At 36.2% G+C, this 16,175-nt stretch carries 11 protein-coding genes, 1 tRNA gene and 2 CRISPR repeat arrays; all 12 genes read right to left on the bottom strand.

The features are described 5' to 3' along the window. Positions 1–488 precede the first annotated feature (488 nt). Positions 489–756: a CRISPR direct-repeat array (repeat unit 28 nt; unit sequence TTTCTAAACTACCTACACGGTATTTAAC). A gap of 139 nt (positions 757–895) precedes the next feature. Then, positions 896–1,465 (bottom strand): type I-F CRISPR-associated endoribonuclease Cas6/Csy4, encoded by a 570-nt coding sequence (cas6f, locus tag DKK70_RS04025; protein ID WP_110432832.1) that lies wholly within the window; start codon positions 1,463–1,465, stop codon positions 896–898. Positions 1,466–1,469: 4 nt separating this feature from the next. Beyond that, on the bottom strand, positions 1,470–2,483 hold the full coding sequence (gene csy3, locus DKK70_RS04020; protein ID WP_065614520.1) for a type I-F CRISPR-associated protein Csy3: 1,014 nt from the start codon (positions 2,481–2,483) through the stop codon (positions 1,470–1,472). 35 nt (positions 2,484–2,518) lie between these two features. Then, positions 2,519–3,442 carry a type I-F CRISPR-associated protein Csy2 gene (gene csy2, locus DKK70_RS04015; protein ID WP_110432831.1) on the bottom strand — a complete coding sequence of 308 codons (924 nt, stop codon included), beginning with the start codon at positions 3,440–3,442 and terminating at the stop codon, positions 2,519–2,521. After that, positions 3,442–4,824 (bottom strand): type I-F CRISPR-associated protein Csy1, encoded by a 1,383-nt coding sequence (gene csy1 / locus DKK70_RS04010; protein WP_110432830.1) that lies wholly within the window; start codon positions 4,822–4,824, stop codon positions 3,442–3,444. The genes csy2 and csy1 overlap by 1 nt, the downstream gene beginning before the upstream one ends. Positions 4,825–5,637: 813 nt before the next feature. After that, positions 5,638–9,024 carry a type I-F CRISPR-associated helicase Cas3f gene (gene cas3f / locus DKK70_RS04000; protein ID WP_110432828.1) on the bottom strand — a complete coding sequence of 1,129 codons (3,387 nt, stop codon included), beginning with the start codon at positions 9,022–9,024 and terminating at the stop codon, positions 5,638–5,640. Further along, entirely contained in the window at positions 9,021–9,974 is a 954-nt protein-coding gene (gene cas1f, locus DKK70_RS03995) for a type I-F CRISPR-associated endonuclease Cas1f (RefSeq protein ID WP_110432827.1), read from the bottom strand. Before cas1f ends, cas3f begins: the two co-directional genes overlap by 4 nt. A 167-nt stretch (positions 9,975–10,141) precedes the next feature. After that, positions 10,142–10,709: direct repeats of the CRISPR family, unit length 28 nt; unit sequence TTTCTAAACCGCCTACACGGCGTTAAAC. 233 nt (positions 10,710–10,942) lie between these two features. Further along, positions 10,943–11,695 carry a TSUP family transporter gene (locus DKK70_RS03990; protein WP_110432826.1) on the bottom strand — a complete coding sequence of 251 codons (753 nt, stop codon included), beginning with the start codon at positions 11,693–11,695 and terminating at the stop codon, positions 10,943–10,945. Positions 11,696–11,697: 2 nt separating this feature from the next. Next, positions 11,698–12,765, bottom strand: a complete 1,068-nt coding sequence (gene aroC, locus DKK70_RS03985; RefSeq protein ID WP_110432825.1) for a chorismate synthase — start codon at positions 12,763–12,765, stop codon at positions 11,698–11,700. 35 nt (positions 12,766–12,800) lie between these two features. Next, positions 12,801–13,694 (bottom strand): 50S ribosomal protein L3 N(5)-glutamine methyltransferase, encoded by an 894-nt coding sequence (prmB, locus tag DKK70_RS03980; RefSeq protein WP_110432824.1) that lies wholly within the window; start codon positions 13,692–13,694, stop codon positions 12,801–12,803. A gap of 129 nt (positions 13,695–13,823) precedes the next feature. Next, positions 13,824–13,911, bottom strand: a tRNA-Ser gene (locus DKK70_RS03975). A gap of 68 nt (positions 13,912–13,979) precedes the next feature. Beyond that, entirely contained in the window at positions 13,980–14,069 is a 90-nt protein-coding gene (cydH, locus tag DKK70_RS03970) for a cytochrome bd-I oxidase subunit CydH (RefSeq protein ID WP_110432823.1), read from the bottom strand. A gap of 30 nt (positions 14,070–14,099) precedes the next feature. Further along, the gene (gene prc, locus DKK70_RS03965) at positions 14,100–16,160 is read right to left on the bottom strand and encodes a carboxy terminal-processing peptidase (RefSeq protein ID WP_375334968.1); all 2,061 of its coding nucleotides are present in this window, start codon (positions 16,158–16,160) and stop codon (positions 14,100–14,102) included. Positions 16,161–16,175 lie beyond the last annotated feature (15 nt).

Raw genomic sequence — 16,175 nt, 5'->3', positions numbered from 1 at the left:
CTGGCTGGCTGGCTGGCCACTAAACAACTGTATTTTAACATTTTTTCAGCTTTTTGTCTTGTATATTCTTGTTTTATATTAAAGATTTCAAAAAATTTGCGGTTTGATTATAAGGAAATTAGATAATTCTGGCAAACGTTGCATAAAATAAAGTTGTTAAGATATGTAAACTTTCAAGTAAAAGTAATTGTAGTTTATTGATGAAAAATCATACTGCCAATAAGGATAAAAGATCATATTTTTGATAGTAATCTAGATAAAAATCAAAGAATATGGATATGTTAAACCATCCAAAATGGAATACTACCTCGTTTAAAAGAATAAAAATTTTCAATTAACAATTAATGGGATTATATTTTTAAAATCGCCATTGGTAGCTTTGCAAGAGAGTTTAGCATTAAAAAATATCGTTTCTCAATTTCTTGAGAAACGACATACTGCCTACAGGCATTTAACCACCATCGATCAGAACTCGCTATCTCACATGTTTTCTAAACTACCTACACGGTATTTAACGCCGTAAATTACTCTATCGCATTATGAAATATTTTCTAAACTACCTACACGGTATTTAACATTTTTATCATGTGGTCATATTTTGCTTCAAATTTCTAAACTACCTACACGGTATTTAACTTTTCGCCCTTCGGGTCACTATCCCTACGCCATTTCTAAACTACCTACACGGTATTTAACAGCTCTACGTTTACCGATATCAATCATCGCCGTTTCTAAACTACCTACACGGTATTTAACTAGAACTTTTTTGTTTATTTTTCTTTATTGTAAAAGAATTTTTGCTAACTTTTATGATTTTGACCCTTTTTTTGGACTGATTTTAATATTATTAATAATCAATAAGTTAAAAATCGTCTTAAAAAAAGGGTCAATCAATTTAAAAATCAGGGACGGTTGCTGTTTTGCTTAGTCCATAACTGTTAAATATACCTTGCACAGGTGTTGCACATTTTTGTTGTTTCAGCCACATAATAAAATGTTGCCCTGTGCTTTTGCTAGCAAAATGGAGGTGTGGATAGTTCAAATGAACGCTGCCCCATTTTTCAACCATTTTACTTTTTACCTCGGCTGACCATTTACCTTGTGCGGTTAAACGTTTTTCGGCTCGTCTTAAAGCACTTTGTCCTTTAGGATTGATACGAATTAAGCGTAGGTAACCTTTAACACTAGTTGGTACAGATGTTATTGGCAAGGATAAGGTGTAATCACTAACTACGGCCTGCTGTTGTAAGGCCGTTTTAAATTGTTGCAACTGCGCTTCATCGCCAAATAACCGGATAATTCCACCTAATGTTCTGTGGACATTATAACAAGGAAAGCTAACCGCAATATTGCCTTGATGGTTAACTAATACCTGATGAAGTGATTGCATAACTTGATTAATCACTTCAGTTTCAGTTATCTCCAGTTGCGGAATTGCCCGTAGTTCAAAATAGTGAGTAAGCATAATATTACTCCTTACCACTAGCACCAAATACACCACCACGAATCAGAACTGCGATAACATAATGTTGTTGTTCAAGCGTTGGTTTTTCACCTTTGAGTACCCAATTATCAAATAAGGTATAAAAATCCTGTTTTTGTTTAGGTTGTCTAAAAGCATGTCCCATAGTGGTAACTGCACCATAAGGTTCAATAGCAATTGGGAACTCGGCGTTTTCAGCATACCAAGTATCAATGGTTCGAATGGCATTGCTGATTTTTTGCGAGTGCATTGCTGCTTGACCATTTTTTTCATACAGGACTTTACTTTTTTCTTTACCAGTATCCAAAATCAATTCTTGTGATGGATAGACCTCTTGCCCCAATCCCATTTTTAATTTGGCTTGAATATCGAAAATAACAAACTCTTTGCCTAATAAGCCTGCCTCAATCAAAGCAGCGAGGTCATTTACCGATTTATCATCATAATCAAATGAATTTAATTGATATTGTTTAACATCACTCACTTCAATCGTTGCTATTTTGTCATCTTTTTTACGAGTAATGCTAATACTGATTTGTTCAGCAACCATACGATTACGCCATAACCAACGGCCATTCAATATATTGATAGCGTAACGTTTAGCTAGTGCTTGCATCCCTTCAGCCTTAATATAGCTTTGAGTCGTTTTGGTTAACTCTTCTTGGTAATCAATATCATTACAGACTGATGGCGAACCTAAGAAAGGTAGTACTTTACAGCTCCATTTAACCACTAAGGTATCTTTATCGGCATCAAGCGCTGCCACATCGACTGTTTGTAAATTAGCTTTTTGAATTTCAGCATCTAATTTAGCCGGATCATTTGCTAAAGCATTTTTAAGCCGATTCGAAATGGTACCGCGAACAGATTTTTCAGATAATAAAACTGGTGTTAACTTTTGGTCATCATGGCTCTTTTGTTGGGCAAAAATGGCATCAGAAATATCAAAACTACGTTCAAAGGCTAATACTGATGCGGTAGTGATTTTATCTTTACTCATAATTCATTCCTTTTTTCAATGCTAAACTTGTTTAATTAATCTTGATTAATAATATAAATATCTGCGCCATTCGATTGCAGTTCGCTGCATTTATAACGCCAAAATGCTTGTGATAAATTTTCTTGTAACCTTAGTGGAAAAACCCACTTACCTAATCCATAAATACATTCGACAAATTGTGTTGGATGTTGATTACTACGGGCATGTTCAACCGTTCCTGCTTCAAACAGTGGTGAAATAGCTTGATAACCAAGAGGTATCGGCACTAACCAACCTCGTCCCTGCTTGACCGATGTGGTTTGCCAATGCTCTTTTTCTTGCGGATGATGATGCAACATGGCAGTTTCAACTAACGCATCAAGTGCAGTAGCATTCGGATCTTTTTGTTGTAGCTCGGCGGTGATTTCCTGTAACTCTTGCTGTGCTTCTACTAAAACAAATGCTGGTAATAAAGCTTTAATTAATATATCTCGATCTTCTGCACTAGAAGAAGAATATAACTCTATTGAAGCAATTTCAGTAATATAACCACCAGCAATACGTTGTTGGTAAATTTTTTGCTCAATTTGTTTGACGAATTGTTGCTGTAGCTCCTTACTAAATAATGCCCTACGTCCTTCAATTTTCACTTCAACAATTAAAGAAACATCAAGATCAACCCGTCCTTCTTCGATAATCGAGCGGGTATCTCCATTTTTAGCTAGTGGGTTACGAGTGAGTCGAAATGTATAGTCAGTATAATTATTAGGTCGATAAACTTGTACATCACACTCATGACAAGCGATTAATACGCCATCTAAATAAATAGGATCATCCGACTCAATTTTTCGATTTAAGGCATGGATCGCGCCTAAAAAGCCCGAGATAGCCGGAAAACCATAAGTTAATGGGCTAGAAATGGCATTGGCATTATGGATTTTAACATGGTCAAATAGAAGATAGTATTTTAAAGTTGCCATTAATTTATCCTCCTACCTCGTGGTTTATTGGATTTTAATACAGCTCGGAACTCTCTGCGCCATTCTTCAAATTCTGGGTCTGAAAATTGTTCTGATATGTGAGCAAACTGGTCTTTTAGAATTGTTTGTATCCAGAAAGCAAACTCTCTCTCTAAATTAACTTGCCAATCAACTCGATCATATTCTTGTTTAAATTTTTCTTCGCCAACTAGATTTGCTCTATTCGGATCAAGCCAAAGTTGCTGTTCTAATTTTAATGAAGATTCACGACTCCAACCTGCATATTTAGACGTTTGAAGATGTTTAACATACTTAAAAATCATCGTTAAAATCAGAAAAAAAGATTCTCTTCTGTTGCTTCTTCGAGAAAAATCATTTTTTTCAGCATTAATGGTTTCAAATAATAATTTGAAGCCAAATCGACAATAATATTGTAAAGATCTGTTAAAAATAGTTTCTTGTTCATTTGAAAGTGATGGATAAGAAGCTTTACTAAATTGAGGAGGCAAAGAAGGCAATAAGAAATTACGTCCCATTTGGCTACCTATAAGTTGGCTAGCATTTTGCGCATTACTTCCACCCAATTTAACGACAGCAAGATCATGAAAAGATATATAAGATTTGTGTTCAATATTCTTTATTCGTCTTTGTTCGCGTGCTTGTTTATTTTCTTCTGAAAATCTAGCCTGTATTTTTTGGTAAACTAGATGGCATAAAGATGATGGATGCAATGGAATCAATAAGCGATAATTGTCCTCCTTTTGTGATAAATAACTCTCTTCACTATTCGGCCAATATAATTGTTTATTAAGCTCAGAAGCTTGCGGTTTACTCCAATTATCAGTAAGAAATTTACTGAAATTTTCTAAATAAATAGTTGCTTTGTTTTCATCATCTGATAAGGCTTTTTTAACTTCTGGATAACGGTTAATAATTAACTGTAGAATAGTTATATCATCTTTAACAACCTGTTTCAGTAGACCAAAAATATCTAATGCCGATGCACCACCTGTTGCATCAAAAGGTAACTTATCAATTGTTGCAGATGAGATAAAATTATTGAAAACATCAGGTTTTATTTGAGTATTGTAATTCGCATTACTTCCTTTAGAGCTTGGATGAATACCTTTTGACAGGTGGGTCGCAATAAGGATCCAAGAATAACGACGTGTAGCGGCATCTTCCATCCAAGTTTCAAAATCAAATCTATTACTAAGTTCTAAAATCTTTTGTTGAGATTCATTAACAGTCTTTTGATCGCCTGCCTGTTTGGCTTTTTCTAATTTGGTCAGTTCACTTTTATAACTGCTGTTATTAGCAAGCCGTTGCTGAAGAAAGTCGACAATGACCTTTCTTATATCTTGCCAAGAAATATGATTCATTGGCCCTCCTTATATTTATGAATACAAAACAAAAAAGGCTTATACAATTAAGTATAAGCCTTTTGTTTCGTTTTTATGCTACTCTAAATTTCAAATATGAACTTAATCTATTGATTGCATCCATATTATAAAACCACTCATTATTCTTAATACGACAGTATGTAGTTTGATTCAAGTCTAATTTCTTAATTAAACTTTCGACCTCTTTACTTGTCGATATATTTAATATTTTCATTATATCTTTTATTGAATAGAAATTACGTCTCTTTGAAATGTCAAAACATATTTCATCATTCGCAGAAGAATCAGTTATTACAAATTGTTTTAATTTAATTAACTCATTCTTTTCATCAGAAAATTGACTCTGTATTATCAAAAATGTATTATTAACCATCGTTTAGTTCCTATATTATTTAAGATTAAACGACCTCCCCAGATGGTAGAGCGTCTGGGGAAATCCTACTTTGTTTCAAATGCTGTGAATTGATCACAAATAAAATATATCACTAGTAAATCCCAAACGTCAATCATTATTTTAACAAAACCAAATACAAAATGTTATGGGGATAGATTATTAAAATTAATATAAAATATTATGGGAGTGGAAAACCGCCTATACGGCGGTAACGTAACAAAAACAAAATAAAATTTTATGTTTCTAAACTACCTATACGGCAGTGCAGTTAAGTATAGAGTAATTACTCAAACATTACTAGCATGCATAACTCAGCTGATTATTTCCTATAAAAATAGTTGAGGAAAAAACTTTTTTAAATATAAATTTTTCTAAAAAATAATAAATAACCTTTTCTTTTAGCTTCTATCTTTATAAAAACCAAAATAGGGATGAAAGCACCAGCGTGTTTCGCTATTCAGATTAATAGTACAAAATTCATTAGCTAGCCGATAATGATTTTTATCTGGAAAATATTCTGCTATTTGAGTAATCGCTTGCTCAACGGTATTGGTAAGCCATGGCTGTATCAGTGGATTGCTAAATTGCCAATGATCATATTTAAAATTGTAATTTTGTGTATCCTCACACTGTTCGTTTGGCGTTTGCCAAGCAATTTCGGCATAACTAAATTGGTATTCACCGTTGTCATCAAGTTGGCAAATATACTCATCTTGTGGTTGCTCTTGCAGCCTGAAAGGCGAGATTAACTGTAGATGAACACAATGGTGATGTGCCAAATCAGTTTGCCAATAACTGGTAACATAATTACTATTACAAGCATTGATTGGAAACAAATTTGCCATAACCTTATGTTCTAATTCTGCTAGTGTTAAGCCTGCTTGCGAATCAGTCATAATACGAGGAATCGCAATAATATTTTTTAATTGTTCTGACGTTATCAGTTGCTCAGTCTTATGTGTTTTTAACAAAAATAATGGTTCTTGTTCAAACCCCGGTTTAGTAAAGCAAGCGCTATTAACACCTAAATTGTTGCCGTTTTTCATCGCTTCTAAATTACTGCCTAGAATCGCCACATTGGCACTTTCGGCTATTTTTTCCGGTCTATGACGCCAAACTCGTCCTACTAACTGAATAATTGAACGCATTGAAGATGGCTCAACAATTGCCCAATCATAATCATGATCACGTCCAACTTCAGTAACCGGTGTACCGATAACGATAAATATGTGATGTTGTTTATCACTGTCTTTTATTGCTGCACGGATTTCAGGTTGTTGAAATAATTTATTAGCATCACCACGGTTTAAAATTCTATCCAATTTTTCTTCTAATTGACTGCGCAATAGTAGAAGTTGTCTGGCATGATAAACCACCAGATGAAATTGAACATTTGCCGGTAACTCAGTTTGCTGGTAGATTTGCTTAGTGAGCAACATCACATCATCAATGTGCGCAAAGCGCATTAAACCGAGACTAATTTTTTTGTTGGTTTGCGGATCTTGTTGATGGTGATCTAAATGGAAATGATAAGCTTGATCTAATAATTGTTGTGCCAATAAAGCATAGCCTAGATCTGAATTTCCTTTTTTATTGAATGAGTAATTTAATAATTCTAAAATTTGTCCTCGACGACGAATTGTCCCTTGCTGCAACTTCGCTATTCTTTTTTTGATAAACTGCATATGATGATGTTTAAAATTAACAGTATCAGCTATTTGTTCAACTGACTGCTGATATTCATCAAACCATCCACAGATAATCTCCTGATTAGACCTTCCTGTATTCTGATTCCAAATTTTGCGGCCGGCTTGATAAGCATCAAATAAACCAGCAATAAGGTCTGGCGTTAAAGTGGCTGATGAGAGTAACACTTTACTGCCATAAAGCCCCGCTAAATGAACTAACCTTGCCAAAGCAGGTAAATCTCGCTGATCAAAATCATCCGGTTCATCTAAAATTAAATCAGCGGTAAGCAACCTTAAGGTAGGGGCAATATATTTGCCACCTCTGAGACATTCGCTAGCTTGCATTAAGTGATCAACGGTACATGTCACAATCGGCGCATAGATCAACTGATGAGCCTTACTATTTTCGATAATGGTACCGAGTTCACAGTCAGCAATACCACTCTCTGCCACATCAATATATTCATCGACTAATGATTCTGTCGATTCACAACCAAGAGTTTCGGGATTAATCTCTTTATCTTTATCTTTATCTTTATCTTTATCATTTTTATTTTTATCAATTTTATTTCTATCAATTTTCGCTTGATTTTCTAACTCAAATAGGGTCTTTGTTGCCCGACCACCAACCAAAATAGCCAAATGTTCATCGGTCAAATGCAATCTTTCTCGTAACGCTTTACCAGTTTGTAAGGTTAATACACGTAATCCTAAAGCAATCGTAAATCGAACCCCACGCTGTGGATTTGATAATGCATACATAATTCGCCCATTAGCTAAGGTTTTACCACAGCCGGTCGATGCCATATTGACGCCAAAAAAGCCATTATCATCACTTAATTGTTGATAACTTTTAGCTAAATCAAAAGCATGGTTTTGCCATTGAAAGCGTTTAATGGTAGTACGTTGCGTAAATGGTTTATGCTGATTAATTGCTGGTAATTCAGTGTTGATTTTAGGTAGCAAGCGAGCAAAACGAGCGGTAAAATTAGCAACACCTAATAGATGATCATCTAAGCGTTGATTGGCTAGCTGGCTTTTATTGGTATTGGCGATAAGAATATTTTCAACCCTTTGGGCTTCTTTGTCATTGATTGATATGCTGGAATAGTTATGGTCAGCAACCATAAGGCTTAATCGTGATAAATGTAATAATAATGAATCAACATTGGTTAGTTGCATTAAAGGAGTGTGATGAATTGCCCTGCTTGCATAGCGACTTAATTTTTTAAGCCAAGATTGGCTTAGGGTTATATCACTTTTAAGTTGCCAAAAATCGGCGCTGTCTTCAATATTACTATTTCTAACCCAGTTTTCAACCGCAGTAAAAGTACTAAAGAAGTCATCTATAGTTAATCCCGAAATATCCATTTCTTGATTTTTTATGTCGTTTTTTGGATCTTTATTTTCTATATCTTTCTTACTAACAGAAGTTAAAAACGGCATACGATGGTGTGACACAATTAACCAGCCAATCCATTGGGCTAATAATGGTAATTGAGAGAGGTCATTATTCTCTGTGCTAGTAAGATCATGATGCCAATCTGGTTTAAGTTGTTGATAATCGGCAAAATTAGCTAAACGGGTTAAAACCTCTTGATTAGTGGTACAATCACGAATCATCAATAAGAATAACTGTAATGAAATCCATTCATGACGATACGGATCACCTGCCGATCGACTTTTACGTAATTTATCTTGAAAACCGACTGTCGCCTTACCCAAATCATGCAATAGCGCAGCAATGGTTGCGATAAGTTGGATAGATGTGGCATATTGCCAACTATTTTCACTATCATTGCGTAATATATTGCGCTTAGTACGATTAGTTGGTATTCGGCCTTGTTGATTAAATTGACTTTTATCGCCAACAATCCAGAGTAGATCGGTTAGATTTTTTCCATGCGTCCAGTAACAAGCAACGGCAGTATTTTTTCGCGCTGTTTTACGTAATAATTTATACAGTGTCTGTAAACCATCGGCAGTCATCGGCGTTTGCCAAGTTCGTTCACCACAACGTTCAGCAAACTGATCGATAATACGACGTGTCTGAGTTAATGCATTTTTCTTGCATTGGCTAACCAGTAGAATATTCATGTTTTATCTGCTATCTGTTTCAATGTATCAATAATCATATCCAGTGCACCTAACTGTGCAAATTGAGAAATACATGCCTGTCGGAACTCTTTTTCACTATCACCTTGTTTAGCTGATATAAAAGCTTGTGGTAACACAATGCCATCTTTAATAATATCAGCCGCATCAAATACTAGCCCCCCACGTCTGGTTTTGCCATGTAATATAGCCAAACCATGTGGTAAGCCTAATACCCAACAAGCTGTTGCACCTAATCCATAAGCTAAATAATTACCATGATCTAAAAATTGATTAGCAGGATCATAATGCTTACCACGTGAACCTTGCTCCCTTTTAAAATTATCATCTTGTAAAGTAAGTTGATTTGCCACACCATAAAGACGTTTACTAATACGTCCTTCTGCAGCTAACAATGCTTGACTTGTTGTAGCATCATTGAACTGTTTTTCAGCATCGTTTAACAGCGTAATGAGTTGCTTATCGTCAACTTGCCAATCAAATTTCGGCCAACATTGTTGAATGATTTTGAGTCGCTGTTGTTGAAGGGTTTTCGCAGCTTGTAGGCGGAGATTATCGTCAAACCAGAATTGACACCAACTTTGCAGATATTCGGTTGCACGATATTCACTTTGCGGTGAAAAGAATTGGCAGGCAAATTCCGATTCTGTCGAGGAAAATAGAGGCGTTCCCCCTCCCCCACAAAAGCCAATCATAACTCCTGCTCGAGAAAGTTCACGCACCGCAGCTTGAGTTAATGAAGTACCTGTACCAAGTAAAATACAGCTGGTATTGGCTATTGGAATATTCCAATATAATGACTGCTGCCCTTGATCGGTCACATATTCAACTCGACCACCATTGACTAAAACTCGACAATGCTCCAAATAATAGATATTTGCACGCTTGGAATGTAGAATGGTTTTAAGATCAGACGAATGAATCAAATCCATGATATTTAGAAAATAAATTCAATTTATAATGGTGATAAATTAACATCATTTTGTGTAAAAAACGATCTTTTTTTAAATAACTATAATTATCCAAAAGAAGATACAAATGATTTTGCTGCCTACACGGCGTTAAACTTTTGCATTGCTAAAATTGATTAGTGTTGATATTTCTAAACCACCTACACGGCGTTAAATAAAAGACCTTGAAGCCCCACTTGGTGCAGATTTTTCTAAACCACCTACACGGCGTTAAACAAAAAGATATTTTTGAAATTTACTGCCGTGTATTTCTAAACCACCTACACGGCGTTAAACCATTAGTTGAAAAATTATTTTTCGTTAATTCTTTTCTAAACCACCTACACGGCGTTAAACGGGATGGTTTAAAAGAGTCTTTAAAACCAATTTTTCTAAACCACCTACACGGCGTTAAACAGAGGTCAAGAGGGGTTGTTAACTGGCTCTCATTTCTAAACCGCCTACACGGCGTTAAACGGAAATCTATCAATGTCCCAGAGTTTTCGATGTTTCTAAACCGCCTACACGGCGTTAAACTTCAAAGTGATGGCATTTATGTATTTACGTTTTTTCTAAACCGCCTACACGGCGTTAAACCGTCTTACTCTTCAACAGTTTTGAGGGAGCTATTTCTAAACCGCCTACACGGCGTTAAACGTAATAATAATCGTGATATATCTAAAAATGAGTTTCTAAACCGCCTACACGGCGTTAAACTAGAAACCAATATAATATAATCATTGTTCAAATAAAGGTAAATGACAATTTTGCTATAAAAAACCCTTTTTTTGAGACTCAATTTAACCTATTGATTTTTATATTATTTAATTTTAGCCGCAAAAAAGGGTTAATATTTATTTAAAATCTAGACTTTGTGAAGAGCAAAAACCCGGTTTCTCAAAAAATTTTGAGGAGCCGGGTTATTCGTTAATTAAGACTTTTTTATTCTTCTAGAAGAAGTTTTCATAAATGAGTTTGATGCTCATGATAGTTGAGACGGTAATTAACATTGGTCTTATTAATTTTCGACCTTTAGCGATAACCATTTTGGCGCCTAATCTTGCACCGATAAATTGCCCCACTAGCATGACAAGACCGATAGACCATACAACTTCACCACCAGCAATAAAGAAGATTAAGCCGGCTAAATTAGAGGTAAAGTTAAGTACTTTGGTATGGGCGGTTGCTTTAGTTAAATTAAATCCAGCCAGAGTAATATATGCGAGCGCATAGAATGATCCGGCACCGGGGCCAAAAAATCCATCATAAAAACCGATAACCAACGCAGGAATCAAAGCAAACTGTAAAACCGAAAGCCGACTATTACGATCACTATCTCCGATTGTTGGTGATAGTAGGAAGTAGAGTCCAACGCTGATAGTTAAAATTGGTAAAAGTAATTTTAAGAAGTCGGCTTGGATGTGCATGACTGATAATGTGCCAAGTGCTGAACCAATAAAAGCGCAGGCTATCGCCCATTTTTGCTGTTTTAAATCAACCATGCGCTGACGAATAAAGTAGAGGCTGGCTGAGAATGATCCACCACAGCTTTGTAATTTGTTGGTAGCTAAAGCACTAGCTGGGGGTAAGCCAACAGCAAGCAGTGCTGGAACCGTTAATAATCCACCGCCACCAGCGATAGAATCAATAAAGCCAGCCAACATCGCAATAAGAAAAAGTAAAGCCAATAATTCGTAACTCATGATTATTTTACTTCACTACATTGTGCGCGGTGTCGAAGATAATGATCCATAAGGACAATTGCAACCATTGCTTCTGCAATAGGCACAGCACGAATACCTACACAAGGATCGTGTCTGCCGTGGGTTGATACTTCGACGCTTTCGCCATTAATATCTATTGATTGGCCGGCAATTTCAATACTTGGTGTTGGTTTTAAGGCGATGTTAGCAATGATGGTTTGACCAGAGCTAATTCCCCCTAGAATACCGCCTGCATGGTTGGATAAGAATCCTTGTGGTGTAATTTCATCACGATTTTCACTGCCACGTTTGTTGACAGTAGCAAAGCCGTCGCCTATTTCAACACCTTTTACTGCGTTGATGCTCATTAGGGCATGGGCAAGATCGGCGTCGAGTTTATCGAATACTGGCTCGCCTAATCCGACTGGAACATGCTCAGCCACAATAGAGACTTTAGCACCAATTGAATCGCCCTCTTTTTTTAGTTGTCTTAGGAGTTCATCCAGCGCTGCTAATTTACTCTCATCTGGGCAGAAGAAGGGATTTTGCTCGACTTGTTGCCAGTCTTTTAATTGGCATTCGATATCTCCCATTTGCGCTAAATAACCACGAATGGTGATACCGAGTTTTTCATGTAGATATTTTTTAGCAATAGCGCCTGCGGCAACACGCATAGCGGTTTCTCGAGCCGATGATCGACCACCCCCTCGATAATCGCGAATACCGTATTTTTTTTGATAGGTGTAGTCAGCGTGACTAGGTCTAAAGATATCTTTTATTTTGCTGTAATCTTGTGAACGTTGGTCGGTATTTTCAATCAACAATCCAATACTGGTGCCGGTTGTAATACCTTCAAATACCCCTGATAAGATTTTTACTTGGTCAGCTTCTCGACGTTGCGTAGTGTAACGAGAAGAACCAGGACGGCGGCGATCAAGATCATGTTGCATATCGGATTCAGTTAAACTCATTCCTGGTGGCACACCATCGACAACGCATCCTAATGCCGTGCCATGTGATTCACCGAAGGTAGTGACTTTAAATAATTTACCTATTGAATTTCCTGCCATAGTTGTTTATTCCGATTTTTATTTTTATATTTAATTTATTCAAAATAGTGTTGATAAGCTATTAAGTCATTATAAGTTAGTGAAAATACACCAAGTCCACCATGCTCAAAGTTTATCCAATTAAAAGGGACTTCTGGATATTGTTCTTGTAAAGATACCCAGCTATTGCCGACTTCACAAACTAATACACCGTCTGGTGTTAGATAGTTACTGGCGTCATATAAAATTCTTTTTACTAAATCTAAGCCATCAAATCCAGCTTCAAGTGCTAATTTTGGTTCATATAAAAATTCGTCAGGAAGATCGTTCATGTCTTCATCATCGACATAAGGCGGATTGGTGACGATTAGATCGTATTTGTTATCCGGTAATCCATCAAACAGATCCGATAAAATTGGTGTGACTTGATATTGCATATCATGCATTTCAATATTAGTTTGCGCAACATCAAGGGCTTCTAATGAAATATCAGTAATATCAACTTGTGCCTCAGGAAAAGCGTAGGCGCAAGCAATACCAATACAACCACTACCGGTGCAGAGATCTAAAATATTATTTGGTGGATTAGCGATTAAATCGTTAAATTGATTGTTAATCAGTTCGCCTATTGGTGAGCGTGGAATTAATACCCGTTCATCAACATAAAAGCAGTGTCCACAAAACCATGCTTGATTGGTTAAGTATGGGGTTGGTAAGCGATCGGTAATTCGTTTGTTGATGATCTCGTTTAGTTGTTGTTTCTCATCGTTAGTCAAATTTGCGGCATAAAACTCAGGAGGAATAAATAGGGATAAGCCTAGGGTAGCTAAGATAAGTTGTTTAGCCTCATCAATAGGATTATCTGTGCCATGCCCTAAAAAGATATCTGATTGACTAAGTTGCGACGTGGTCCAGCGTATATAATCTTGAACAGTGCGTAAGTTTTCCATATTAACTCCGAAAGATCGAGGAGAAGAAGAGGTTACTCGTCACGTCAGATCATTAACTTTATGGAACTATGCCGTCGGTAATGATGAGAACCTTTAAGTTCTTTACTGCAATGACTAAATGAATTTTAATGGCGGTGAGGAAGGGATTCGAACCCTTGATACGTTGCCGTATACACACTTTCCAGGCGTGCTCCTTCAACCACTCGGACACCTCACCTTAATTTCGCACCCGCTTTTTGAAAGCAGGGTGCATACTATAATTATCTCTAACTAATTAATCAAGTCTTAATTCATATAAACGATAGCACCAAACACGGCAATTACCATTAAAACTAGCGCGGTTGTAGCTAAAGCATATTTTAAGTTCGTACACATAATATTGGCTCCTTACTTTTGATTTTGCCGCTATTCTATTGCTTTTTCTAAGGAAATAAATCCACCAAGGGTTTTATTTGCTTCAATACTTGGATAATTTGGAATTAGATCAAGTAGAATTTCAACCGCTTCATCGAGAAATGCATCAGGCTGTTTATAACCTTTAGGCAGATCTTTCAAACTCTTAATTGCTGGTAAACCGGCTCGACTTAAGCGTTCATTCATGCGTTTTAAATCACGTTCATCATTAGCTTTTTGTTCGGTTTCCCGCTCTTTTTTGTTTAATGACACAGTATATTTGTCACTTGTTTTGCCATTATATTGCTTGATATCTTCCTCAATATAATTAAATTCAGGATTGTTGGCAATTCTAGCTTGGTGTTGCGCTTTTAAGTTAGCTAATAGTGGTTTAATATTGGCAACAGTTGCATAATCTGCTGAGGGGATTTTATCCCATGGCATAGCATTATCTAAAAAGCGTTCACCTGTTTCATCCACATATTGACTATTAGTCATTTCAATATCAGGTTCCACACCTTTTAGTTGAGTACTGCCACCATTGATGCGGTAAAATTTTTGGACAGTATATTGAGCACCACCAAGTTCAGGCCATTTAGGGTGTATGCGTGCATCAACAGGATATGAAATATTTCGTGATGTTTGTACAGTTCCTTTACCATAAGTGGTTTCACCTACGATAACAGCGCGACCATAATCTTGCATGGCTGCGGAAAAGATTTCTGACGCCGAAGCACTATAACGGTTTATCATCACAACAATTGAACCAGTATAGTCAATACCTCTGTTTTTGTCGTCATAGATGTTGACTTTTTGTAGATTATCACGCACTTGCACTACAGGCCCGCTGTCAATAAACAATCCAGTTAACTCAATAACTTCCGCTAAAGAACCGCCACCATTATCACGCAAATCAATAACTAGTCCTTGCAATTTTTTACTATTGGCTTCTAATAATAATGAATTAACTTTTTTGCTTAACCCTATATAGAAGCTTGGTATTTCAATAACACCTATTTTACCACGACTATTATTGATGATTTTTAATTTTGCTTCACGGTCTTCAAAATGAATTTTATCACGCGTAATTTCAACCACTTTCGGTTTGCTGTTATTACCAGCAGGTAATATCTCTAATTTCACTACCGTATTTTTAGGTCCGCGAATTTTATCAACGATATCATCTAAACGCCAACCGATGACATCTTCAATCGGTGAATTGCTTTGGCCTACGCCGATGATTTTGTCGCCGACTGATAATAATTTACTTTTTTCAGCTGGACCACCGGTTACAAACGACATAATAACAGTATAGTCATCTTGTTGACTAAGTGTGGCACCAATTCCTTCAAATGATAGACTCATTTCTGAATCAAAATCGCGTTTTTTACGTGGTGCTAAATAACTTGTATGCGGGTCAATTTCTCGCGCAAACGCATTCATAAAGACTTGGAAACAATCTTCATTATTTGATTGTACGATAGTTTTTAGCACACGCTTATAACGTTTGGTTAATACTTCTCGGATTTGGCTTTCATTTTTTCCGGTTAACGCCAAATTCAATTCATCGTATTTAACGCGTTTATCCCAATAGTCATCGAGTTCTTGTTCCGTTGTTGGCCAAGCGATGTCTTCTCGTTTGAAATTCACTTCATCATTCGTCGTGAAGTCCATTGGACGCTGTAAAACATTAAGTGCATATTGATATCGGTCGTAACGTTTTTTTAAGAAGAGATTATAAATGTCGTAAGCAGTTTTTAGGTCGCCATCTGTTAACTCTTGACCTAATTGCTCTTGGTATATGCGAAATTTGTTTACATCATCTTGCAGAAATATGGTTTTGTTACCATCTAATAATTTAAAGTAACGATCGAAAATTTTAGCAGAAAATGCGCCATCTAAAGAAAAATCACGGTAATGTGATTGGGTAAAAAAGTTGGTCACACGTTTGGCAACGACTTGATGTATTTCATCTTGCTTTAAAACGGGAATTTGTTCAGTTTCTGGCGCTTTGGCATGAACAGCTGAACTAATAATACATAAAAGGAGACCGAATTTAAAAAAACCTTTCAGTAAATTATTCATATA

The sequence above is a fragment of the Gilliamella apicola genome (assembly GCF_003202655.1).
In the GTDB taxonomy this organism is placed as follows: domain Bacteria; phylum Pseudomonadota; class Gammaproteobacteria; order Enterobacterales; family Orbaceae; genus Gilliamella; species Gilliamella apicola_R.
This window is presented reverse-complemented; position numbering and strand designations above follow the sequence as displayed.

What these genes read in the sequence shown, in the direction of transcription:
- cas6f (WP_110432832.1), bottom strand. Translation starts at nt 1,465, where the DNA reads ATGCTTACTCACTATTTTGAACTACGGGCAATTCCGCAACTGGAGATA.
- csy3 (WP_065614520.1), bottom strand. Translation starts at nt 2,483, where the DNA reads ATGAGTAAAGATAAAATCACTACCGCATCAGTATTAGCCTTTGAACGT.
- csy2 (WP_110432831.1), bottom strand. Translation starts at nt 3,442, where the DNA reads ATGGCAACTTTAAAATACTATCTTCTATTTGACCATGTTAAAATCCAT.
- csy1 (WP_110432830.1), bottom strand. Translation starts at nt 4,824, where the DNA reads ATGAATCATATTTCTTGGCAAGATATAAGAAAGGTCATTGTCGACTTT.
- cas3f (WP_110432828.1), bottom strand. Translation starts at nt 9,024, where the DNA reads ATGAATATTCTACTGGTTAGCCAATGCAAGAAAAATGCATTAACTCAG.
- cas1f (WP_110432827.1), bottom strand. Translation starts at nt 9,974, where the DNA reads ATGGATTTGATTCATTCGTCTGATCTTAAAACCATTCTACATTCCAAG.
- DKK70_RS03990 (WP_110432826.1), bottom strand. Translation starts at nt 11,695, where the DNA reads ATGAGTTACGAATTATTGGCTTTACTTTTTCTTATTGCGATGTTGGCT.
- aroC (WP_110432825.1), bottom strand. Translation starts at nt 12,765, where the DNA reads ATGGCAGGAAATTCAATAGGTAAATTATTTAAAGTCACTACCTTCGGT.
- prmB (WP_110432824.1), bottom strand. Translation starts at nt 13,694, where the DNA reads ATGGAAAACTTACGCACTGTTCAAGATTATATACGCTGGACCACGTCG.
- cydH (WP_110432823.1), bottom strand. Translation starts at nt 14,069, where the DNA reads ATGTGTACGAACTTAAAATATGCTTTAGCTACAACCGCGCTAGTTTTA.